We start from the raw sequence: 22,214 nt of genomic DNA, 5'->3' as shown, positions 1-22,214 counted from the left end.
CTCCACCGTCCGCCATCGCCGTCGAGGACCGCGCTGACTGATTGCTGAGAATCTCTGGTCAAAGCGGGAAACCTGTGTCAAGATGAGCCCGTCCGCGGTCGAACGGCTGATCGCGGCACGTGTCAATGCGGACACGCATCGGCACCTTTCACGACGGATCGTCCGGCACGTACCTGCCGGTGAAGGGATAGCACCACTCATGGCAACTGTGACTTTCGAGAACGCCACACGTATCTACCCGGGCAATGACCGCCCCAGCGTTGACGCTCTCAACCTCGAGATCGCCGATGGCGAGTTCCTCGTACTCGTTGGCCCCTCCGGCTGCGGTAAGTCCACCTCCCTGCGCATGCTCGCGGGCCTGGAGGACGTCAACGCCGGTCGCATCCTCATCGGTGACCGCGACGTCACCGACGTTCAGCCCAAGGACCGTGACATCGCCATGGTCTTCCAGAACTACGCGCTCTACCCGCACATGACCGTGCACGACAACATGGGCTTCGCCCTCAAGATCGCCGGCACCCCCAAGGCCGAGATCGACAAGCGCGTGCGCGAGGCCGCCAAGATCCTCGGCCTGACCGAGTACCTGGACCGCAAGCCCAAGGCCCTCTCCGGTGGTCAGCGTCAGCGTGTGGCCATGGGCCGCGCCATCGTGCGCAAGCCCAAGGTCTTCCTCATGGACGAGCCGCTGTCCAACCTGGACGCCAAGCTCCGTGTGCAGACCCGCACCCAGATCGCCTCGCTCCAGCGCTCGCTGGGCGTCACCACGGTCTACGTCACCCACGACCAGACCGAGGCCCTCACCATGGGTGACCGCATCGCGGTCCTCAAGGACGGCGTGCTCCAGCAGGTCGGCACCCCGCGCGAGATGTACGACCACCCCGCCAACGATTTCGTCGCCGGCTTCATCGGCTCGCCGGCCATGAACCTGGGGCAGTTCACGGTCAAGGGGGACGTCGCCACCGTCGGCGCCGCCAAGATCCAGCTGTCCAAGGCGACCCTGGACGCCATCACCCCCGAGGACGGCGGCAAGGTGACCATCGGGTTCCGCCCCGAGTCGCTCGACGTCGTCTCCGCCCAGGACGAGCACTCCATCCCGGTGCGCCTGTCCTTCGTGGAGGAGCTGGGCTCCGACGCCTACATCTACGGTGAGCTCGTCGGCGCCGAGGAGTCCGAGGCCAAGCTCGGCTCCGGTGAGGACTCCAGCCAGATCATCGTGCGCGTGCCTCCGCGTACCGCCCCCGAGCCGGGTGAGACCGTCTACGTGCGGATCCGCCCCGGTCAGGAGCACATCTTCTCCGCCTCCACCGGCAAGCGCCTGCCCGCCTGAGGATGCTGAGCACGACGGCGCCGTTCCCCTTCCTTGGGGGCGGCGCCGTCGCCGCGCTCACCGCGGGGGCCGGTGGCCCACGCGTCCGGCGGGGAGGTTCAGCGGCCGGCACTGTCAGAAGTGTGGTCGGCGGCTCATGTCTTGGAAAGCAAATTGGGTTCTGGCCTGAAAGAATGACCTCATGTCCCAGTCCATGAAGATCACGGCGGCGACCATTGATCCGGCGCTGCTCGACCTCCCCTGGGAGACGCCGCTGGAGGAGTGGCCCACCGAGGTCCTCGCTGCGCTGCCCCGTGGTCTGTCCCGCCACATCGTGCGCTTCGTCAACCTCTCCGAGCGCGTCATCGCGGTCAAGGAGATCGGCGAGGCCGTGGCCCACCGCGAGTACGAGCTCCTGCGCGACCTGCTGCGCCTGGGGGCGCCCTGCGTGCATCCGACGGCGGTTATCACCGGCCGCAGCAGCGTCACCGGTGAGGAGCTCAACTCGGTGCTCGTCACTGAGCACCTGTCCTACTCCCTGCCCTACCGGGCGCTGTTCAGCCAGTACATGCGACCCGAGACCGCCACCCGACTCATCGACGCCCTCGCCGTGCTGCTGGTGCGTCTGCACCTGCTGGGCTTCTACTGGGGGGACGTGTCCCTGTCCAACACGCTCTTCCGCCGTGACGCCGGGGCCTTCGCCGCCTACCTGGTGGATGCCGAGACCGGGGAGCTCTACCCCGAGGGGCTCACGGACGGCAAGCGCCTCTACGACATCGACGTGGCCCGCACCAACATCATCGGTGAGCTCATGGACCTCCAGGCCGGCGCCCTGCTGGAGCCGACCGTGGACACCATTGAGGTGGGGGACCGGATCGTCAGCCGCTACACCGAGCTGTGGGACGTGCTCACTGCCAAGGAGTCCTTCTCCATGGATGAGCGCTGGCGTCTGCGCCGCCGGGTCGAGAAGCTCAACGAGATGGGCTACGACGTCGCCGAGCTCGCCATGAACACCGACTCCGACGGCAACCACATCACCATTCAGCCCAAGGTTGTCGACGCCGGCCACTACCACCGTCAGGTGATGCGACTGACCGGCCTGGACGTCCAGGAGCGTCAGGGCCAGCGCATGCTCAACGACCTGGAGGCCTACCGGGCCATCACCGGCCGCAGCGAGGACCCGATTGAGCTGGTGGCCCACTCCTGGCTGGCGGAGGTCTTCGAGCCCACGATTCACTCCGTCCCCGTCGAGATGCGCCGCAAGCTGGAGCCCGCGGAGATCTTCCACGAGATCCTCGAGCACCGCTGGTACATGTCCGAGGCCCAGGACCGCTACGTCACCACCCAGGAGGCGGTGGAGGACTATGTGGCCACGGTGCTGCCCCAGCACCGTGACGAGCGGGCCTACCTGGGGGTCGGCGACACCCAGGAGATGGAGGCGATCGTCGTCGACGACGACACCGATGAGCCGATGCCCGAGGACGACGCCGAGTTCGCCGCCCGCGACGAGCAGACCCTGGCCGACTACGCCGCCAACCCCTTTGGCTTCACCGCCGGTATGAAGTTCAAGGGGGAGTAGGGCGCGCCCAGCAGGCCGGCTGGTGCGTCGTCGTTCGCGCCCGGTAACGCCTGGCCGGTTGATAGTCTGGTCTCACATCAGTTGAGACGACGAGAAGGGCCGTGACGGGGATATGAGCCAGGACGTGCCCGCATTCCAGGCCCTGCCCGGGGCCACGCCACAGAACAGCGCGTTCATTGACCTGTACTTCGACCCGTCCGTCTCACTGCCGGGCAAGAGCACCGTGTCCATCACGATCAACGGCTGGTCGATGCGCCTGTCCGCGGGTCAGTTCGTGAGGATCGCGGTGCCGCCGGGGCCGGTGAAAGTCGTCTCCTACCACTTCGCGGCCTTCCTCAGTCCCAAGCCGCGTCTTGAGTTCGTCGTGCAGCCCGGCCAGGTGGTCCCGGTGTTCTACCGCGCCTCGATCCTTCGTGGCGACCCAGGGGCGCTGAGCATAGGAAAGCACCGCGGCATGTCCCGAACCGAGAAGGGGGCGCTGATCTTCGTGCTGTTGGTGCTGTTGCATATTCTCATCGCTGGCGTGGTGCCGATGTTGCTCTTCTTGAACTCGGGGATACCTGAGTAGTGCGCCGGCGCACGTGCTGCTTGCGGGTGCGGCTTGCGGGCGGGGACATTGCGCGCGGTCGGGTGCATGTCGCCCCGGAGGGGGACACCTCACGCGTCCGGGGACAGGATTCCGGTCCCCGACGGCGTCGAAGGTCCCCGGCCGTAGAGAAATGTCCCCGGACGCGTGGGCTGCCTCCACCGGTGATCCTGTTGGCTAGAGGCAGCGTCGTTCTTGTAGCCACTGCGCGTAGGTGGGACCCGCTGCAGGGACGTCCTCGCCGGGAACCAGTACGCCGCGACGGAAAGCGAGTCCCCAGCCGGTGGGAACCACCAGGGGGACCGGCTTCGCCACGAGGCTCGGCAGCTGTGCGGTCATCTCCCACAGCGTCATGACCTCTGGTCCTGCGACCTGGTAGGTCTGACCGTCGGTCTCGCTCAGGGCCGCCCGAGCCACCGTCTCAGCAACGGAATCGAGGCTGACCGGCCGCATCCTCATCGAGGGAACCAGTGAGACGGGGCCGTAGCGCATGCGCTCCATGTTCTGCTCGGCGAACTCGAACCACTGGGTCGAGCGAACCAGTGACATGCGCTTGCTCAAGTCTCGAGCAAGCCGCTCCTGCGCGCACTTGCCCGCGAAGTAGCCGTAGCCCTGCACCTCCGGAAGGTCGCAGTTGACGATCGACAGCAGGACATGCCTGGCTCCCAGGGCGTTCGCGGCCGCGGACACGGCGCGGGTCGAGCGCGTGAAGAACTCGGTGGCGACCCTCTTGCTGGTGGTGAACCGTCCGGTGGCCTCCACGATGACGTCCGCGCCGGACAGTGCGACAGCTCCGTCGTCGCGCAGGACGTCGAAGCCGGTACGGCGCGAGTGCAGCGTCACCTGCGCCCCGGTCGCCTGCAGAGCGCGCTTGATGGCTTTCCCTGAGTCACCTGCCCCGACAACTGCCACCTTCACTGCGGTCGCCTCCTCATGGCCCGATCCGGCCGTCGCGTAGACCTCTACGATCATAGAGTGTTCTATGATCGTAGAGGTCACTGTGGTCGGAAGGCAAGGAGCAGGCACGATGGGGCGCAGGGAGCACATCGGCGATGCCGGGATCGGGCTCATCGCCCGTGACGGGGTGCATGCCCTCACTCATCTGCAGGTCGACACGGAGGCGGGTCTGCCCCGCGGGTCGACCTCCTACTACGCCCGGACTCGCCGTGATCTGCTGGCGCTTGTGGTCAACCGCCTCTCCGAGGGCTCACAGGCTGACATCGACGACCTTGAGATCCCCGCGTCGGTCAGCCGGCAGGAGGCCGCCGAGATCGTCGTCGGCATCCTGGAGCATATGGCGCGGCGTGCGGACGCCCAGGCCGCGCGTGGGGCTCTGCTGTTCGAGCTGCGCGAGGACGTCGAGCTCCGGGAGCTGCTCACGGCGGAAGCGCCGGTCAGGCAGCCGCTGACGCATCTGGCCGAGCGGATACTCCTTGCTGCGGGTATCAACCAGGCCTCTGCTCACGCTCCCGATCTGGTGGGGCTGGTGGACGCCCTGCTCATGTACCAGGCGGCCAGGGCGGCGCCCGTGAACGCCCGCAGGGTGCTGAGGGCCTACCTCGAGGGTCTTGACTGACCGGCCCGCTGTGCGGCGCGACGCTTCTAGGCGCCGAGCTCCTCGGCGACCAGGGCCATCTCCTCGTCGGCGCGGCGGCGCAGCTCGCGGTGACGCGTCCAGGAGGCCAGCGAGACCTCGGTGATGGCGTCCACCAGCAGGAAGGCCCCCACGGCCGCCATCCCGCCCGGGATGCTGCCGGTCGAGCGACGACGGCGCACGGCGGCCCCCACCAGGGCCCCGCCCAGACCCGCCTCGAGCAGCGCGGCGCCCCGCACCGCCCACGGCTTGTCCGTCACCGTGCGCACATAGCCCTGCCAGAAGGCCGAGCCCGGGGTGGAGGGGTCGGCCAGCAGCAGGCCCACGCTGCGGCCCACCGCGTTGGACAGCCCGCGCGGCTCGTGCACGACGACGCCGGGAACCTCCACCGGCGCCAGGCGGCCGGTGAGGACCTCCAGCACCCAGTCGGGCAGGCCCAGGGCCTCAAGCATGGCCGCGAATCCGTCGATGCCGGGCTTGACGATGGCGGTGGCCGCGGCCTCCAGGTCCGCGCCGGGTACGGCGTCAACGATCCCCGACGCATCGGTCAGGTCCGCCAGCAGCTCATCCACCAGGGACCTCAGGGCCGGGCCGGGCTCCTTGACTCCGCCCCACACGTAGCGCGACGTCATGCCCCAGGAGAAGACGGCGTCGTCCTCCGGGTCCCCGGTGCGGATGGCGCGGATGGACATGTCCTCGGAGTCGGAGGTCAGCACCAGGGCCGGCAGGGACTCCTCGTCCCAGCCGAAGGTTCCCAGCTCCGTGCCCTCACCGGAGTACATGACGATGCGGCGCTCCAGACTCGGCGTCGAGGCCACCGCCAGGGGCCGCTCCAGCAGGGTGGCCTGCAGCGGCACCATGTAGGCGCTCATTGGGGAGATCACCACGGTGCGGGCACTGGCCGAGCCGTGGTGGGAGATCGAGGGCAGCTCGACGTCGTCGGGCAGGGCGTTGAAGGTCGCCGGGCCCACGGCGACATCGGCCGTGAACTGTCGGGCCAGGGACTCCACGAGCTCACTGACGCTCGGGCCGGGCACAACGCCCCCGCGCGAGGGCGGCGTCACCGCGACCCGGCCCTCGACGTCGGTCATGAGGGTCAGGCTCAGCAGGTGGGTGGTGGCCGGGAACCACTCCAGGCGCACGACCACCCCGCGCTCGGCGAAGGCGTCGGCGACCGCCTCCGGCGTCGTACCCGGCGCGATGAGCACGCCGTCGGTGCGGTTCCAGCGCTGCGAAGCGTCCTGGGCCATGGGGACCTCCTGTGGATCGGATGCGGCCCATTGTGTCAGCAACGGGGCCGTCTTGGAGAAGTGTAAACCGGGCGCTTTTCCTGCCGGGGTGGCCGGATCCGTCGGATCGGCAGGATCGGCAGGCTCTGTCGGGGCTGGGCCGGTCCTGAGCGGCGGAGGTCAGCTGCTGGCGCCGGCGGCCCGACGCCGCAGACGGTCGACCTCGTAGAGGCTGATACCCGTGGCCACGGCCGCGTTGAGGGACTCCACGCTGCGGCTGATCGGCACCGAGGCCAGCACGTCGCAGGTCTCGCGCACCAGGCGGGACAGGCCCGCGCCTTCCGCGCCGGTGACCAGCACCAGGGGTGAGTCGGCCAGGGTGAGGTCCTCGATGACCGTGCTGCCCGAGCCGTCCAGGCCGACGACGAAGCAGCCCTCCTTCTTCAGCTGCTCCAGGGTGCGCACGAGGTTCGTCTCGCGGGCCACGTGCACCCGGGCGGCGGCGCCGGCCGACACCTTCCACACGGTGGCGTTGACGCCCACCGAGCGGCGCTCGGGGATGATGACGCCGTCGGCCCCGAAGGCTCCGGCGCTGCGCAGGACCGCGCCGAGGTTGTGGGGGTCGGTCACCTGGTCCAGGGCCACGAGCAGCGGCGTGTGGCCCAGGGCGCGGGCGCTTTCCAGCAGGTCGCGGGCCGTGGTGTACTCGTAGGCGGGCACCTCGATGGCCACGCCCTGGTGGGTGGCGGAGTCGGTCAGGGCGTCCAGGTCCAGCTTGGTGGTCTCCAGCACCGGGGCGCCCAGCAGGGCGGCGCGGCGCACCACGGCGCCCAGGCGCTCGTCGGACTGGGCGGAGACCGCCATGAAGACCCGGGTAATGGGCACCGAGGCGTAGGCGGCCTCGGCCACGGCGTTGCGCCCGCACAGGATCTCGTGGCCCTCGGGCACGTCGAAGCGGCGCTTGATCTTCTCCAGCTGCTTGGCGCGGGTGGGCTGGGCGGCCCGGGACTCGGCGCGGGCCTTCGCCCGGGCCTTGGGGTGGCCGACGCGGTTCTCCGCGCGCGGGGTGGGGCCCTTGCCCTCCAGGCCCTTGCGGCGCTGGCCGCCCGAGCCCTTCGTGGGGCCCTTCTTCGAGCCGGGGCGGCGCTTGGCGCCGGGGTACTGCTCGTTGCCGGGCATCCGGCCTCCTGTTCGTGACGGTGCGAGTGTGCAGCGAAAGAGTTGTGGGTGGTGGGCGGGCCGCTCAGGCCAGGTGCCAGCGGGCGCCCGAGGGGGAGTCCTCGACGACGACGCCGGCCCCGGTCAGCTTGTCGCGCAGGGCGTCGGCGCGCGCCCAGTCCTTGGCGGCGCGGGCCTGGGCCCGCTCGTCGAGGTCGTGGCGGATGAGCCGGTCGAGGGCCTCCATGGCGGCGCCGCCCTGGGAGGAGCCGGCGCCGTCGAGCACCCGGGTGCGCCAGGGCTCGGACAGCGGGTCCAGGCCCAGGACGTCGAGCTGGGAGCGCAGGTCCAGGGCGAGGCCGGTCACCGAGGCGCGCAGGGCGTCGTCGGCCCCCTGGCCGCCGCTCGGGGCGGCCTGGGTGAGGGCCACGTTGAGGGCCTTGAGGGTGGCGTGGATGACCGCCATGGCGCCGGCCAGGTTGAGGTCCTCATCCATGGCGGCGGTGAACTCGGCCGGCAGGGCCCGGGCTCGCACCTGCTCGGCGGGGGCGTCGACGGGGTTGGCGTCCTCACCGTCGCAGAACTCGTAGGCCCGCAGGATCGCGCCGGACAGGCGCTCCCACAGGGCGGCGGCGTCAGCGAGGGTCTCCTCGGAGAACTCCACGGTGGAGCGGTGGTGGACGGTGCCCAGGGCCAGGCGCAGCACGGCGGCGTCGTAGCGCTTGAGCAGCTCGGCCACCACCAGGGAGTTGCCCAGCGACTTGCTCATCTTCTCGCCCTTGATGGTTACCCAGGCGTTGTGGACCCAGTGGCGCGCGAAGCCCCAGCCGGCGCCGTGGGACTGGGCCTGCTCGTTCTCGTGGTGCGGGAAGCGCAGGTCGATGCCGCCGCCGTGGATGTCGAAGGTCTCGCCCAGGTAGCGGCGGGACATGGTCGAGCACTCCAGGTGCCAGCCGGGCCGGCCCCGGCCCCAGGGGGCGTCCCAGGCGGCGTCAGCCGGCTCGGTGGGCTTGGCGGCCTTCCACAGGGCGAAGTCGCGCGGGTCGCGCTTGTCGGCCTCGACGTCGTCATCGAGCTGGGACTCGTCCTCGGTGGTGGCCAGGTCCTCCAGGCGCTGGTTGGTGAGGGAGCCGTAGCCGGGCAGGGATCGCACGTCGTAGTAGACGTTGCCGGACTCTCCGACGTAGGCGTGGCCGGCGTCCAGCAGGCGCTGGACCAGGTCGATCATCTCGGGGATGTGGCCGGTGGCGCGCGGCTCGTAGGTGGGGGCGTCCACGCCCAGGGCGCGGTAGGCGGCGTCGAACTCCCGCTCGAAGCGCTGGGCCCAGGCCCACCACGGCACCGGCGGCTCGGCGGCGGCGGACTTGCTGAGGATTTTGTCGTCGATGTCCGTGACGTTGCGGATGAGGCGGACCTCCTGGCCGCCGCGCTCGAGCCAGCGGCGCAGAACGTCGAAGGCGATGCCGCTGCGCATGTGGCCGATATGGGGCGAGCCCTGGACGGTGGCACCACACAGGTAGATCGTCACCAGGCCGGGGGTGGCCGTGGGGGCCAGCGGCACGATAGCGCGGGCGGCGGAGTCGTACAGACGCAGGGCCGGTGCGTCCGCCTGGGCGGCGGAGTCGGCGGAGTCGGCGGGGCCCGCGGACTCAGGGGGCTCAGTGGGGGTGATGCTCACAGGCACAGGCTACCTGGCCGCCCGCCACCGGTGTCTACCAGGACCAGGACTTTTTCCCGAGGTGCCCGACGTCGCGGTCGTACCTTAGTCCTCGGGATCGAGGGTTCAGGGTACGACCTCGAGGGCTAACCCACGACCGGGCGAACGGCGTCGGGGACCGGGTAGACCAGGGCGGTGGCGACGGCGAGCAGGCCCTCGGTGCGCCCCAGGAAACCCAGGTGGTCGGTAGTGGTGGCGGAGAAGGAGACCCGGGCGGAGGCGGCCTCGGACAGCGCGCGGGAGGCCTCCGCGGAGCGGGCGGCCACGCGCGGGCGCTCACCCACGAGCTGGACGGCGATGTTGCCGATCTCGAAGCTGGCCTCGCGCACCCGGCGGGCGGCCTCGCTCAGGAGCGCAGTCCCGGAGGCCCCCTTCCACTGTGGCTCGGCAGTGCCGAAGTTCGAGCCCAGGTCGCCCAGTCCGGCGGCCGAGAACAGGGCGTCGCAGCAGGCGTGGGCGACGACGTCGCCGTCGGAGTGACCGGCCAGGCCCACCTCGCCGGGCCACTCCAGGCAGGCCAGGTGCATGGGGGTGCCCGAGTCGGGGGCGGCGAAGGCATGCACGTCGGTGCCGATGCCGGTGCGCGGCAGGAACTGGGCGATCTGGTTCAGGTCGATCGTGGCCGGGCCGGCGGCATGGCGGGCCCGGGACGGTGCCGGGGCCTGCGAGTCGGGAGCGGCGGGTGAGGCGTCACCGGGGACGACGCCGGTGGAGGCGGCGTCCATGGGTTGAACAGCGTGGGATGACTGGTCTGACTGGCGTGCGGACATGGGGCCGTGTCTACCAGATGGTCCCCGGCCGCGTTCCGAGCGGCCCGGCCGATCGTCGTCGGCCCGGTCTGGTGGTGGGCCGGAAGGGCAAGCGCTATGCGGTGGCGGCCTGCCGGCCAAGGTCACAGTCTCGCCGGTACTCAGTGAAGGCGGAAGCATTTATATTGCCGCCATGATTATTTGGCGTGGCTGGGGAATTCTGGGTCTGTTTGTCACTCTGGCGGGAGTATTCGGCTCTCTGACAGTCGTGGAGGCGCTGCTGGGGACCAGCGAGTCGGCGTTAGCACTGGGCGGCGGAATAGGGTTTCTGCTGGCAGGGGTGGCCAACTTCTTCCTTGGTCGGTGGCTCAACATCATTCGCCCGGCTCAGAATGCTGAGGACTTCCGCAACCAGCTGCGGGCCGATCTGTGGGAGCGAGTGGCCAACGATGCCTTCCAGATGGCTCCCGGTGCCCCGGAGCCGTCTTCCGAGGCGGAGGCTGCTCAGCAGATCGAGCAGGTCGTGGCCGGCGAGAGTCGCAATGCGGAACGGGCGGGACGTAACATCCACACCTTCTTCTTCATCCCCCTTCAGTGGCTTGGTGCGCTCGAGTGCATCGGAGGTCTCGTGTTCTCCTTCTACTCGCCCTTCGCCGGCTGAGCAGCTCTCACGGGCGCGATCCTGCGAATGGGGCCCGGCCCTCGACGTTCAGGGCAGGCGCCAGTCCACGGGCGCGGCCCCCATCTCGGTGAGGATCGCGTTGGCGCGGCTGAAGGGGCGTGAGCCGAAGAACCCGCGCGAGGCCGACAGTGGGGACGGGTGCGGTGAGGCGATGATGGGGGTCTGCCCCAGCATCGGGGTCAGCGACTGCGCCGGCCGCCCCCACAGGATCGCCACGAGTGGGCCGCCGCGCTCCACCAGGGCCTCGATCGCCCGCTGCGTCACCCTCTCCCAGCCCCAGCCCTTGTGCGAGGCCGGCGCCCCCGGGCGAACGGTGAGCACCCGGTTGAGCAGCATGACGCCCTGCCGGCACCACGGCGTCAGGTCCCCCGACGTCGGCCTGGGCACGCCCAGGTCACTGACCAGCTCGCGGAAGATGTTCTCCAGGCTGCGCGGCGGCTTGACGCCGGGCGCCACCGAGAAGCTCAGCCCCATGGGGTGACCCGGGGTGGGGTAGGGGTCCTGGCCGACGATGAGGACGCGCACATGCTCCATCGGGTAGGTGAAGGCGCGCAGCACGTCGGTCCCCGCCGGGAGGTACCCGACGCCGGAGGCCACCTCCTGGCGCAGCCGCTCCCCGATCTCATGGACCGTGGGCTCCACGGGGGCCAGGGCGCGCGCCCAGGAGGGATCGATGATCTCGGACAGGGGCTTGGCGGATGTCACGCCGCGAGCCTAACGGCCCACCTGCGGCTCCGCAGGATTCTGCCGGGCCCGATGTCACCGCCTTGTGAGCCGGACGTGGTGAGCAATACCCGACGAATGACGCTCGGACCGGTATCTTGTGAGCGTGAGCAACTATGACTACCCCGAGGACGAGTTCGACGTCGGCGATGATGACGGCCCGGTTCCTGTGGGCGTGCACCGTGCCCAGGTGCCCAGGTGGCGCAGCTGGGTGCCGCTGCTGGCGATCATCATCATTGTCCCGGCGCTCGCCTGGGGCGCGGTGACGCTGTTCCTCAACGGTTCAGGAGGCTCCGGCTCGTCGGACGCGGTCTCCTCCTCTCAGCCCGCCCAGGGCGGACAGGCCGGTGGCAAGAAGAACGCGGACAGCAAGGGCGACAAGGGCGACAAGGGCGGCGCCGCCTCGGCCAAACCCAGCGCCTCGGCCAGCGCCTCCGGCAACGTGGACTTCAACACCGGGGTCTCGGTGGCCAACGGGACGAACACCGACGGCCTGGCCAAGGGGGCCAGCGAGAAGCTCACCAACGGCGGCTTCACCGCAGTGGAGGTCATCCCCGGGATCTACGAGAACGCGGAGCCGGCCCAGTCGACGGTCTACTTCAGCTCCCCGCAGGCCCGGCCCGCGGCCGAGGAGGTCGGCAAGCGCCTCGGGATCAGCAACGTGGTGGAGGGCACCGCGGAGAACACCCAGGGCGCCTCGATCGCCGTCATCCTGCGTGACGACTACAAGCCTCAGTAAAGGGGCATGAGGCCACTGGCGCTTCCCGGGCGTCGTCGGTTCCTGACTCTCGCCGCGGCGGTCCCGCTCACCGCCGCCGCGGTCCTCTGGGGCGGCTCGCGCCTGGTGGGTCTCGGCCGCCGCGCCCCGACGTTGCTGAGCGGCGGGCTCGTCGTGGGCGGGGGAGGGGGCCTGTACCCCCTGGCCCCGGGTGACACCGTTGCCTACGTCCCGGGGACCCGCCTGCCTCGGGCCCCCGAACCGTGGGGCCTGACGACCTCGCAGCAGAGCGCCCTGGCCCGTCAGGCGCTTGCCCGCCGCCAGGCTGCCCGCCTTCCTCAAGGCCGGTGGGCGGACCTGGCCGACGGCGCCCTGACCGACCTGCTGGCCCTGACCGGACCGGCACTCATGCCCGGTCCGATGATCCCCGCCGGCCCTGCTGACCCGTCTGCCGAACCTTCCGCCGGGTCGACGCCGCCCCCGACTCCCACCTCCGCCGGGGGCGCCGGGCGGGAGGGGCGCGACTCGCGCGAAGCCCTGCCGCCGGGGGCCGAGGTCTTCCCCCCGGGTGCGGTCGTGGCGGCGCCCATGAGCATCTGGCGCTACGTCTGGCCCCGGGACGCCGCCTTCGCCGCGGCCGCCCTCAGTGCCGTGAACCTGGCCGATGAGGCGCTGGGCGTTCTGGGCAACCTGGCCTCCTGGCAGCGGGCCGACGGCGGCTTCGAGGCCCGCTACACCAGCAGCGGCCGCGTGCCGGACAACCGCCCCGCCCAGGCCGATGGCGCCGGATGGTTCCTGTGGGCCGCGGGCCGGCTCCTGGCCGACGGCGTTCCCGCCGCGGACCTGCGTGACCGCCTGGGCGCGCCCCTGGCGCGCGCCGCCTCCCGGCTCCTGGGGATCACGGACACGCCCTCCCACCTGCCGGCGGCCTCGCCCGACTACTGGGAGGTCGCCGAGACGGTCCTCACCCTGGGGACGGCCGCTCCGGTGCTCCTGGGGCTGGAGGCGGCGACGGCGCTGGCCCGGGCCGGGATCGACCTCGGCGGCCCCGCTCAGGCCCTGGCCGAGCGGGTGACAGCGGTGCGCAGCGCCATGGAGCGCAACTTCGCCCCCGCCTGGGGCCGCCATCTGCGGCGCGACGACGTCGACGCCGCCATCGCCCTGGTCCTGCCTCCCTTCACCCGGCCGCTGGCCGGGGCCCGAACAGTGCGGCAGACGGCGGCCGCACGCATGCACCGCCCCACCGGGGGCCTCGCCCCGGGAGCGGGCTGGCGCGATGACGGTATCTCCTGGACACCGGAGACCGCCCTCATGGCCTGGTCGGCCCTGGCGCTTGGAATGGAGGAGGAAGGGACCCGGCTGCTGGCGTGGCTCGAGGCGCACCGCACCGCTGCCGGCGCCCTGCCTGAGAAGGTCCTGGCCGACGGCGCCCCGGCGGGGCCCGCGCCCCTGGCCTGGACCTGCGCACTCATCCTGCTGGCCACCGCCTCACGGACCGAGGCCCCGCCCTCCTGACTCAGGCAGCCTCCCCTAGGCAGGACCGGCTGCGGGACCTCCCGCTGGCCCACCCGCGGGCCCGGCGGGATTCCTTGCTTCGCCGTCGGAGGATTCAGTGCCGATGAGAACTGAGCTCCTTGCACTCAAGGGCTGAGAGTGCCAGCATTGCGGTTAGCACTCGGGCACCTCGAGTGACAAAGCATCTTTGAATGCACCAAGTTCATCCAGGCTGGAACGTGAGGGCCGGCGTCGGGCGTGACGTGAACGCCCGGGACCGACCCGTCCGTCGCGGGCACGAACCGGCCGCCCCTACCACGCAGTGGAGGAAACTCAATGTCCAAGATCATCGCCTTCGACGAGGAGGCCCGCCGCGGCATGGAGCGCGGCCTCAACACCCTCGCCGACACCGTCAAGGTCACCCTGGGCCCCAAGGGCCGTAACGTCGTGCTCGACAAGAAGTGGGGCGCCCCCACGATCACCAACGACGGCGTGACCATCGCCAAGGAGATCGAGCTCGAGGAGCCCTACGAGAAGATCGGCGCCGAGCTCGTCAAGGAGGTCGCCAAGAAGACCGACGACGTCGCGGGCGACGGCACCACCACCGCCACCGTCCTGGCCCAGGCCCTGGTGCGCGAGGGCCTGCGCAACGTCGCCGCCGGCGCCAACCCGATCGCCGTTCGCCGCGGTATTGAGAAGGCCGTCGCGGCCGTCGTCGAGCGCCTGCTGGCCGACGCCAAGGAGGTCGAGACCCAGGAGGAGATCGCGGCCACTGCCTCCATCTCCGCCGCCGACGAGCAGATCGGTGCCTTCATCGCCGAGGCCCTGGAGAAGGTCGGCCACGAGGGCGTCGTCACCGTCGAGGAGTCCAACACCTTCGGCCTCGAGCTCGAGGTCACCGAGGGTATGCGCTTCGACAAGGGCTTCATCTCCCCCTACTTCGTCACCGACCCCGACCGCCAGGAGGCCGTCCTGGAGGACGCCTACGTCCTGCTGGTCGAGTCCAAGATCTCCAACGTCAAGGACCTGCTCCCGCTGCTGGAGAAGGTCATGCAGACCGGCAAGCCGCTGGCCATCATCGCCGAGGACGTCGAGGCCGAGGCCCTGGCCACCCTCGTCGTCAACCGCATCCGCGGCACCTTCAAGTCCGTGGCCGTCAAGGCCCCCGGCTTCGGTGACCGCCGCAAGGCGATGCTGCAGGACATGGCCATCCTCACCGGCGGTACGGTCATCTCCGAGACCGTCGGCCTCAAGCTCGAGAACGCCACCCTGGAGGACCTGGGCCAGGCCCGCAAGGTCGTCGTCACCAAGGACGACACCACCCTGGTCGAGGGCGCCGGCGACAAGGAGGCCATCGAGGCCCGCACCGCCCAGATCCGCCTGGAGATCGAGAACTCCGACTCCGACTACGACCGCGAGAAGCTCTCCGAGCGTCTGGCCAAGCTGGCCGGCGGCGTGGCCGTCCTCAAGTCCGGTGCCGCCACCGAGGTGGAGCTCAAGGAGCGCAAGCACCGCATTGAGGACGCCGTGCGCAACGCCAAGGCCGCCGTCGAGGAGGGCATCGTCGCCGGTGGTGGCGTCGCCCTGCTCCAGGCCGCCGAGGTCCTCGACACCCTCAAGCTCGAGGGCGACGAGGCCACCGGCGCCGCGATCGTCAAGGTCGCCGTGGAGGCCCCGCTCAAGCAGATCGCTGCCAACGCCGGCCTCGAGGGCGGCGTGGTCGTGGACCGCGTGCGCAACCTGCCCACCGGTGAGGGCCTCAACGCCGCCACCGGTGAGTACGTCAACCTGCTGGCCGCCGGCATCGCCGACCCGGTCAAGGTGACCCGCTCCGCCCTGCAGAACGCCGGTTCCATCGCCGGTCTGTTCCTGACCACCGAGGCCGTCGTGGCCGACAAGCCCGAGCCCCCGGCCGCCCCGGCCGACGGCGGCGCCGGCGACATGGGTGGCATGTACTGATCGACGTGACTGCCGACGAGCCAGTCAGCACCCGGTAGCCCGGCCGCGACGTCGGCCGGTCCCGGAACTGCGGCGGGCCGTCTCTCACACACGTGAGGGGCGGCCCGCCGCCGTATCCGTACCTGTCTGTACTGGGCGGGTCGGCTGGGCCTGTGCGGGCAGGACCGGGTGGCGCTCACGCTGAGGCCGGACGGCGCAGTCCTGAGCGAGCCTCGCCGTCGGCGCCTCCTACCAGGCGCCCAAGGGCGCCGAGCCGGCGGCCGGTGCGGGAGCCGGTGTGGGCGCGGGAGCCGGCGTTGAGCCGGCGAAGCGGCCCTGGTTGGAGGTCTCGGCGTCGTCGTAGCACACGGCGGCGTTGTCCAGGGCCAGGCTGATCTGATCGAGGTTGGACTGCACCTGGATCTGGGTGAGGTGCCAGTCGGCCGCGCAGGCGGCCATGGAGTCCGACGCCGTCCCGGTCCAGCAGGACTGGAGCAGGCCGATGTCTCCCCGCATGCCATCGACCTCGGTCTGGATCGTCGCGATGCGGGTACGGGTCCGGGCGGCGGTGTCAGCCACCGCGGCAGTATCGACGGAGTAGGTGGGCATGAGGGGCGTCCTTTCGTGAGAGGCGGCCCGAGGGCCGTGCGCGGTGTGCTGGTGGTGCACCGAGGTGCGCGCTGTGCCTCTCACGGTAGGGGCCCGGCCGGCGGCGTACCGGGCGAGGATCCGGCCCTGTGGAGGGGGCCTGCAGATCGTGGCCTGTGGCCCCGCAGACGGCGGGCCGTCCCTGAGGGAAGGAGAGGCCGGAGCCTCAGAGGTCCCCGGCGCCGTCGTCGATGATCTCCTCGGTGATGGGGGCGATCTCGCCGGTGCGGGCCTCGCGCAGCTCCTTGGCCTCCTGGGTCTTGGCCCGAAGCTTCTCGGTGAGCTTGTCCCGCTCGGCCTGGACCCGGGCGCGGCGGTCCTCGCCGTCGTCGGAGCGGTTGCGTGAGCACATGAGCAGGTCCAGGTCCGCGATGCACGACTCCATGGAGGCGGTGTGCGTCATCGCCTCCTCGCCGTCCTTGTCCTCGCGCCCCTCGCCGCGCTCAGCGGGCGCCTCGACGGGGCGGCGTGCTGGGGCCACGGCCGGGATCCCGCGGGCGGGGGTGCGCGGCGAGGAGGCGCTCGACGGGGAGGAGGATGATGCCGGAGCCGCCGGCGATCCTGAGGACGCCGTGGTGGCCGGGGCGCTGGGTGTCGTTGCGCTCGACGGAGGGACCGTGGCTCGCAGGGCCCTGAGCTCGGTGGGATTCAGACGCAGGGTGTCGCCGTCCTGGGCGGGGCCGGCCAGGGGGTCCTCGGCGGGCAGCGCCTGGAGGCCCAGCGGAGGGGTGCGAGGGGCGCGTTCGGCGGCCTCGCCCAGTTGCCCGGGAACGGGGCCGGTGGCGCCGGCAGGATCGCCCACGGGGGCGGCCGGTGCGGGACGCGCCGGTTCCTGAGCGGCCCCGGCCTCCGGGGCCTCCGGGACCGCCTGCGCTCCCTGCTCATCGGTGAGCTTGGCGAGCTTCTCGTGGAGACGTCGCTGCTCGGCCGCCAGGTTCTCGCGGGCCGGGTGCTCCCAGCGCTGGCCCAGCGGGGAGTGGAAGAGATGATCGCGGTCCAGCAGGCGGGAGACGATCGTCAGGCGGCCGCGCAGGTATTCCTCCACGGGGATGTGGGAGTACTCCTCGCGCAGAAGCCGCACGTACTCGGTGTAGGTCTGGGGGTCCACGGCCAGGGTGCCCAGGTCGGCGTCGATGAGGGCCTGGGCGTCGATGTCGTCATCGGCGAGCATGTGCCGCTTGAGGTTGACGATGAGGCTGCACACCCGCTTGACCGTCTCCATCGGGACACCCAGGTGACGCAGGTCGGCCTCGGCGAAGGCGGCCGAGGCGGTCTCGTCCTCGCCGCCGTTGCCGCGGATGACCTCCTCGACGTCGGAGGAGAAGACGCAGCCGTGGTACCAGCAGGCGACCCGCATGATGTCCGGGTCGTGCGACTCCTCGGCCAGTTCATCGACCCGCGCGAGCATGTCGATGAGGTGGCGAAGATTGTGGAAGCGACGATCCGGTGTGGACCAGCGCTCAATGAGGAGCTCGCCGGCGGAGCCGATCGCCTCTGGGGGCTGCGTGGCGCCGATCGCCTTCACCGAGCGGGTGAAGGCGGGCAGAAGCCATTGCGGTGCTTCGATAACACCCATGGGTCAGTCTCCGTGTTGGAAATGGAACGCGTGCCATCGTAGGACTGTCCTCGCCGTGACGTCGACGTGACACAGTGTCTGGCGTGCCACTCTTATCGTGATCGAGGCCCGCCGGCGCTGCCTGAGGTGCAGCGGCGAGGCCTACCAGGCCGGCGCGGGCGGCAGCTCGATGTGGACGGTGGCGCCGCCGCCGGGGGTCTGGAGCATCTGGACGGTGCCTTTGTGAGCGGCCACGATCCCCAGCACGATCGCCAGTCCCAGGCCGGAGCCTCCGGTCTCCCGGTTGCGGGAGGTGTCCGAGCGGTAGAAGCGCTGGAAGACCTTCTCGGCCGCCTCCGGTGGCACGCCGTGACCGTGGTCGCGGACCTCGACGACGACGACCGGCTGCGCCGTCGGGTTGGCCCGCGGGGGCGCCATGCCGATGGCGATCTCCACCGGCGTCCCGGAGGGGGTGTGGCGCACCACGTTGCCCAGCAGGTTGGTGAGGATCTGGGAGAGGCGGTCGCGGTCACCGATGACCTGGAGCGAGGGGGCCTCCTTGCCGGCGGCCTCGTCGCGGGGGTCGAGGGGGATGAGGCCGCAGTCGCGCTCGGGGGCCAGCACCATCATGTCGCTGAGGGCCCCGGCGGCCAGGTCGGTGAGGTTGACCGGCTCCATCGACATCTCCCGGCCCTCGTCGATCCGGGCCAGCTGGAGGAGATCGTCGACGAGGCGCCCCATCCGGTTGGACTCGGTCTCGATGCGCCCCATGACCTCACCGGTCTTGTTCGCGGGCACCCCGCCCATCCGGTAGAGCTCGCCGTAGCCGCGGATGGCGGCCAGGGGGGTGCGCAGCTCGTGGGAGGCGTCGGAGACGAAGCGCGTCATCCGCTCCTGGGCCACGACCTGGGCGGCGAAGGAGCTCTCGTTCTGGGTGAGCATCGTGTTGATCGCCCGCTGCAGCGAGCCCACCTCCGTGGTGCGTGGCTCGGTGACCAGAATGCGTGCGGACAGGTCGCCGTGGGCGATCCGGGCGGCCACGCTCTCGATCTGGCGCAGGGAGCGGAACGAGCGGTGGACCAGGTAGGTGGCGAAGAGGGCGCCCACCGAGATGATCGAGACGTCGGCCAGGGCCACTACGAGGCGGGTGCGTTCGACGGTCTCCATGACGTCGCTCAGCGGGAGGGCCAGGGCCACGGCGCCGGTGTACTCGCCGGTGTTCTGGTCCCGGATGAGCAGGGTAATCATCCGCCACTGGTGGCCTGGCTGATCGGAGTTGACCGTCGTGATCGGGAAGTCGTTCTTGTCCGCGTGGGCCAGGGCGCGCCGGTAGTCCAGGCCCTTGATCTGTGGCCGGCCGTACGTGGCGGCGGTGTCCGGCGAGATCCACTCCCCGTTGCGGGTGGGGTCGAGGTACTCGGCCTTGACGTAGTAGTTCGAGGGGAAGGTGGTGCTGCTGGTCCCGCCCTCGCGGATCTGGGCCAGTCCCTGGCTTCCGATGGCCACGGAGGTGGTGCGCAGCTGGCTGTCGATCTGGCCCATCATGTGGCTGTAGAGCAGTGAGGTCACCACGAAGGAGACGACGATGAGCCCGATGGCGAGCAGGCCGGTGGTCATGAGGGTCAGGCGCGTGCGCAGCGGCATCGCCTGCCAGGGCCGCTGAATCGCGGTGATCGGGTGCCATCGGCCCCGTTTGATCGGGCGGTGCTGCTTACCGGACGACTTGGCCGGGCGCGTGCTCCCCCCACGCGCCGCCGCCATCACTCGGCCTTGGGTTCGCGGAGCATGTAGCCGACTCCGCGACGAGTCTGGATGAGCGGGGTGACGGGCTGGCCGTCGGCGCCCTGGATCTGGTCCACTTTGCGGCGCAGGTAGGAGATGTAGGACTCCACGATCGCGGCGTCGCCGTTCCAGTCGTACTCCCAGACGTGATCGAGGATCTGGGCCTTGGACACGACGCGCCCGGCATTGAGCATGAGGTAGCGCAGGAGCTTGAACTCGGTGGGGGACAGATCCACCTCGACCTCGGCGCGGTACACCTCGTGGGCGTCCTCGTCCAGGACCAGGTCGGCCACGCGCACGACGCCGTCGTCCTGGTTCTCAATGGCGTGGGTGCGGCGCAGGATGGCGCGGATGCGGGCGATGACCTCCTCCAGCCCGAAGGGCTTGGTGACGTAGTCGTCGCCGCCGACGGTCAGGCCCTGGACCTTGTCCGCCATGTCATCGCGGGCGGTCAGGAAGAGGATCGGGGTGGTCACGTCACGCTCGCGCAGGCGCCGGGCCACGGTGAAGCCGTCCATGTCGGGCAGCATGACATCGAGGACCACCAGGTCGGGGGATGTCTTCTCCACCGTCTTCAGCGCGCCGTTGCCGTCGCCTGCGATCGAGACCTCGAAGCCTGCGAAGCGCAGGGACGAGGCCAGCAGGTCGCGGATGTTGGGTTCATCGTCGACGACAAGGAGGTGAGCTTCGGTGCGGGACTGCTGGGAACGCTCCATGAGTCTCACCATTCCTTCAGTTTCTGGTCGTTTCCTGAACGACTTCCGAACGGTCGCTGTTGATAGGTCAAGTGGTTCGTGTGACCTCGCACCAATTGTAGACCCAGAAAGTCTTGGAATTCCCACAAAACGGGGGAGCTGTGTGGTTGCTGCTTGAACCGGGGTGATTGCCTGCGACTCTCCGGTGAGTCGGGCTGTGACATGAGGCGGGGCGGCGACACCTGTCGCCGCCCCGCCGTCGGGTCAGAGGAAGGCGAGAGGGTCGAAGTCCTCCAGCGGGATGATGCACACGCGCGGTAGCGGGATGGTGAAGGCCTTGACGTCACTCTCCAGGTCGTAGATCGTCAGGCCCTCGCCCTCCAGGGCGGCCAGCTGGGCGTTGAGGAACTCGCGGAAGCACAGGATCCCCACCGTGGCGCCGGCCTGCAGGAGCCGCTCGATGTGGGGGATGTAGTCGCCGTCGTGGCTGCCCAGCAGGACGTGGGCGTCCTGACCGGACTCGACCCGCTCGGCCAGCGCCTCCAGGGTGCGCTGAATACCGATGTCGACGACCTTTTCGTCATTGCTTCCGGACCCGGCCAGCGGCACGGGGCGGTAGTCCATGGCCAGCAGGGCCTGGATGAAGCTCATGGGCATATGGCCGCTGGTGGCGTTGAGGAAGAACAGGGCGCGGGCCTCGTCCCCCTCACCCTCGGCGGCGTCGGCGGAGGACAGTTCGTCGCAGTATGCGAGGACCCGGTCCCAGCGGGGCCGCTCCTCAGGTTCGGGACGCCGCCCCAGCACGCTCATGCCGAGGGTGGCGTCAATGTTCTCGCCATCGACGAGAAGATAAGTCGGTACGCTCATGGGGCTCATGCTACCGGTCACGGCGTCCAGTAGCCTCCGACGACGCTCGGTGACACCGCACCGATACCAGCATCTCCGTGACACCGATGGGTGCGGTCTGCGTGGTCGGGGACAAAGCTCGCCCGGTGGGGGCGTTCGACGCCGTCGGGTGCGGAAATCCTGTCCCCGCAGGCGTGAGATGTCCCCGGCCCGGATTGCTCGACGTCGAGGTGCACGAAGCCGCCCGGTGCTCATCGGGATGATGAGCACCGGGCGGCTTGCGGGGCTGAGGCGCCTGGGTGGCGTGGTGAGGTCAGCTCATATCAGTAGGAGGAGGTCTCCTCGCCGGCCGGCTGACCCTGGTTCTTCAGGGCCGCGAAGGCGGCGTTGATCGCGTCGTCGTCACCGTCGGTGATCTGGGCGGGGGCCTGCTGCTGGGCGCCCGGAAGGGCCGGGTTCTGCCCGGACTTCAGGGCCGCCAGCCGGGCCTCGGCCTCCAGACTGGTGCCGGAGGCCTCGAGCTCGGCGAACTGGGACTCCAGGGAGGAGCCGGCCAGCTCCATCTGCCCGGCGGCCTGGGCCTCGACCCGACGCACCTGGTCCTCGTAGCGGGACAGCTCGCTGGTGGGGTCCAGGACGTTGATGGAGCGGATGGCGCCCTGCACCTTGACCTGGGCCTCGGCGGTCTTCTGACGGGCGATGAGCTGGTCGCGCTTGGAGCGCAGCTCGCCGAGCTTGACCTCCATCTGCTGCAGGCCGGTCTTGAGCTGCTCGACGACCTGACGCTGGGAGGCGATCATCGGCTCGGCGGCCTTGGCCTCGTTCTCCGCCGTGATCTGCTTGGTCAGCGCGATCTTGGCCAGCGAGTCCCACTTGTCCGCGCCGGCCGTGTCACCGCCGGAGCGCAGCTGGTCGGCCTTGCGGGAGGCGGCCAGGGCCTTGTTGCCCCAGTCCTTGGCCTCGGCGACGTCGGCGTCGTGGTCCTTCTCGGCCAGACGCAGGTTGCCGATCGTCTGGGCGACGGCGTCACGGGCCTCGGCGATGGACGCCGTGTAGTCCCGCACCAGCTGGTTGAGCATCTTCTCCGGGTCCTCGGCGCGGTCCAGGAGCGCGTTGATGTTGGCGCGGGTGAGCTGGGCGATGCGCCCCAGGATCGACTGCTTCTCAGCCATGGTTGTTCGTCCTTCCGTCGAGCTGCGACGTCGGTGTGGGCAG

At 70.3% G+C, this 22,214-nt stretch carries 20 protein-coding genes; 8 read left to right on the top strand and 12 right to left on the bottom strand.

Annotated elements, in window-relative coordinates:
- Nucleotides 1–199 precede the first annotated feature (199 nt).
- From HMPREF9058_RS12265 to HMPREF9058_RS12255, 3 genes are all read left to right on the top strand, one after another.
- A complete protein-coding gene (locus tag HMPREF9058_RS12265; RefSeq protein ID WP_003788927.1) occupies nt 200–1,327 on the top strand; it encodes an ABC transporter ATP-binding protein in 1,128 nt (375 codons plus the stop codon).
- 181 nt (nt 1,328–1,508) lie between these two features.
- The gene (locus tag HMPREF9058_RS12260) at nt 1,509–2,885 is read left to right on the top strand and encodes a DUF4032 domain-containing protein (RefSeq protein ID WP_009407706.1); all 1,377 of its coding nucleotides are present in this window, start codon (nt 1,509–1,511) and stop codon (nt 2,883–2,885) included.
- Nucleotides 2,886–2,997: 112 nt separating this feature from the next.
- Nucleotides 2,998–3,453 carry a hypothetical protein gene (locus HMPREF9058_RS12255; RefSeq protein WP_043538399.1) on the top strand — a complete coding sequence of 152 codons (456 nt, stop codon included), beginning with the start codon at nt 2,998–3,000 and terminating at the stop codon, nt 3,451–3,453.
- 195 nt (nt 3,454–3,648) lie between these two features.
- On the opposite strand, the gene HMPREF9058_RS12250 is transcribed toward HMPREF9058_RS12255, so the two are convergent.
- Nucleotides 3,649–4,443 carry an SDR family oxidoreductase gene (locus tag HMPREF9058_RS12250; RefSeq protein ID WP_050798067.1) on the bottom strand — a complete coding sequence of 265 codons (795 nt, stop codon included), beginning with the start codon at nt 4,441–4,443 and terminating at the stop codon, nt 3,649–3,651.
- 55 nt (nt 4,444–4,498) lie between these two features.
- Between HMPREF9058_RS12250 and HMPREF9058_RS12245 the strand changes: the two genes are divergently transcribed.
- Complete coding sequence (locus HMPREF9058_RS12245; RefSeq protein ID WP_009407663.1) at nt 4,499–5,047, top strand: TetR/AcrR family transcriptional regulator; 549 nt, start codon at nt 4,499–4,501, stop codon at nt 5,045–5,047.
- 26 nt (nt 5,048–5,073) lie between these two features.
- On the opposite strand, the gene HMPREF9058_RS12240 is transcribed toward HMPREF9058_RS12245, so the two are convergent.
- The 4 genes from HMPREF9058_RS12240 to ispF all read right to left on the bottom strand — a co-directional run bounded on the left by HMPREF9058_RS12240 (nt 5,074) and on the right by ispF (nt 9,780).
- Nucleotides 5,074–6,315, bottom strand: a complete 1,242-nt coding sequence (locus HMPREF9058_RS12240) for a hypothetical protein (RefSeq protein WP_009407605.1) — start codon at nt 6,313–6,315, stop codon at nt 5,074–5,076.
- A 159-nt stretch (nt 6,316–6,474) separates the two neighbouring features.
- Nucleotides 6,475–7,473: a 23S rRNA (guanosine(2251)-2'-O)-methyltransferase RlmB gene (gene rlmB, locus HMPREF9058_RS12235; protein WP_009407464.1), complete on the bottom strand. Its 999-nt coding sequence runs from the start codon at nt 7,471–7,473 to the stop codon at nt 6,475–6,477.
- A gap of 64 nt (nt 7,474–7,537) precedes the next feature.
- Nucleotides 7,538–9,130 carry a cysteine--tRNA ligase gene (gene cysS, locus HMPREF9058_RS12230; protein ID WP_009407478.1) on the bottom strand — a complete coding sequence of 531 codons (1,593 nt, stop codon included), beginning with the start codon at nt 9,128–9,130 and terminating at the stop codon, nt 7,538–7,540.
- 125 nt (nt 9,131–9,255) lie between these two features.
- Nucleotides 9,256–9,780, bottom strand: coding sequence for a 2-C-methyl-D-erythritol 2,4-cyclodiphosphate synthase (gene ispF / locus HMPREF9058_RS12225; RefSeq protein WP_083816402.1), 525 nt, complete (start codon nt 9,778–9,780; stop codon nt 9,256–9,258).
- A 331-nt stretch (nt 9,781–10,111) separates the two neighbouring features.
- On the opposite strand from ispF, the gene HMPREF9058_RS12220 reads away from it, so the two are divergent.
- The gene (locus tag HMPREF9058_RS12220; protein ID WP_009407550.1) at nt 10,112–10,579 is read left to right on the top strand and encodes a hypothetical protein; all 468 of its coding nucleotides are present in this window, start codon (nt 10,112–10,114) and stop codon (nt 10,577–10,579) included.
- Nucleotides 10,580–10,627: 48 nt separating this feature from the next.
- Here HMPREF9058_RS12220 and HMPREF9058_RS12215 read toward each other — a convergent pair whose 3' ends face one another.
- Complete coding sequence (locus HMPREF9058_RS12215; protein WP_009407674.1) at nt 10,628–11,305, bottom strand: uracil-DNA glycosylase; 678 nt, start codon at nt 11,303–11,305, stop codon at nt 10,628–10,630.
- Nucleotides 11,306–11,423: 118 nt separating this feature from the next.
- On the opposite strand from HMPREF9058_RS12215, the gene HMPREF9058_RS12210 reads away from it, so the two are divergent.
- From HMPREF9058_RS12210 to groL, 3 genes are all read left to right on the top strand, one after another.
- Nucleotides 11,424–12,062 carry a LytR C-terminal domain-containing protein gene (locus HMPREF9058_RS12210; RefSeq protein ID WP_009407645.1) on the top strand — a complete coding sequence of 213 codons (639 nt, stop codon included), beginning with the start codon at nt 11,424–11,426 and terminating at the stop codon, nt 12,060–12,062.
- Nucleotides 12,063–12,068: 6 nt separating this feature from the next.
- A complete protein-coding gene (locus tag HMPREF9058_RS12205; protein WP_009407658.1) occupies nt 12,069–13,556 on the top strand; it encodes a hypothetical protein in 1,488 nt (495 codons plus the stop codon).
- 315 nt (nt 13,557–13,871) lie between these two features.
- Entirely contained in the window at nt 13,872–15,494 is a 1,623-nt protein-coding gene (gene groL / locus HMPREF9058_RS12200; RefSeq protein ID WP_003788944.1) for a chaperonin GroEL, read from the top strand.
- 228 nt (nt 15,495–15,722) lie between these two features.
- Here groL and HMPREF9058_RS12195 read toward each other — a convergent pair whose 3' ends face one another.
- The 6 genes from HMPREF9058_RS12195 to HMPREF9058_RS12170 all read right to left on the bottom strand — a co-directional run bounded on the left by HMPREF9058_RS12195 (nt 15,723) and on the right by HMPREF9058_RS12170 (nt 22,171).
- The gene (locus tag HMPREF9058_RS12195) at nt 15,723–16,082 is read right to left on the bottom strand and encodes a WXG100 family type VII secretion target (RefSeq protein WP_009407692.1); all 360 of its coding nucleotides are present in this window, start codon (nt 16,080–16,082) and stop codon (nt 15,723–15,725) included.
- 205 nt (nt 16,083–16,287) lie between these two features.
- Nucleotides 16,288–17,697 (bottom strand): hypothetical protein, encoded by a 1,410-nt coding sequence (locus HMPREF9058_RS12190; protein WP_009407516.1) that lies wholly within the window; start codon nt 17,695–17,697, stop codon nt 16,288–16,290.
- Nucleotides 17,698–17,838: 141 nt separating this feature from the next.
- A complete protein-coding gene (locus tag HMPREF9058_RS12185; protein ID WP_009407667.1) occupies nt 17,839–19,437 on the bottom strand; it encodes a cell wall metabolism sensor histidine kinase WalK in 1,599 nt (532 codons plus the stop codon).
- A complete protein-coding gene (locus tag HMPREF9058_RS12180; RefSeq protein WP_009407606.1) occupies nt 19,437–20,174 on the bottom strand; it encodes a response regulator transcription factor in 738 nt (245 codons plus the stop codon). The genes HMPREF9058_RS12185 and HMPREF9058_RS12180 overlap by 1 nt, the downstream gene beginning before the upstream one ends.
- Nucleotides 20,175–20,417: 243 nt before the next feature.
- Entirely contained in the window at nt 20,418–21,020 is a 603-nt protein-coding gene (locus HMPREF9058_RS12175) for an NYN domain-containing protein (RefSeq protein ID WP_043538398.1), read from the bottom strand.
- A 302-nt stretch (nt 21,021–21,322) separates the two neighbouring features.
- Nucleotides 21,323–22,171 (bottom strand): PspA/IM30 family protein, encoded by an 849-nt coding sequence (locus tag HMPREF9058_RS12170; protein ID WP_009407809.1) that lies wholly within the window; start codon nt 22,169–22,171, stop codon nt 21,323–21,325.
- Nucleotides 22,172–22,214: the final 43 nt, after the last annotated feature.

The sequence above is a fragment of the Actinomyces sp. oral taxon 175 str. F0384 genome, from assembly GCF_000223355.1.
Lineage (GTDB): Bacteria > Actinomycetota > Actinomycetes > Actinomycetales > Actinomycetaceae > Actinomyces > Actinomyces oris.
Note: the sequence above shows the minus strand (reverse complement) of the source record. Positions and strands in the feature narration are given on the sequence as shown.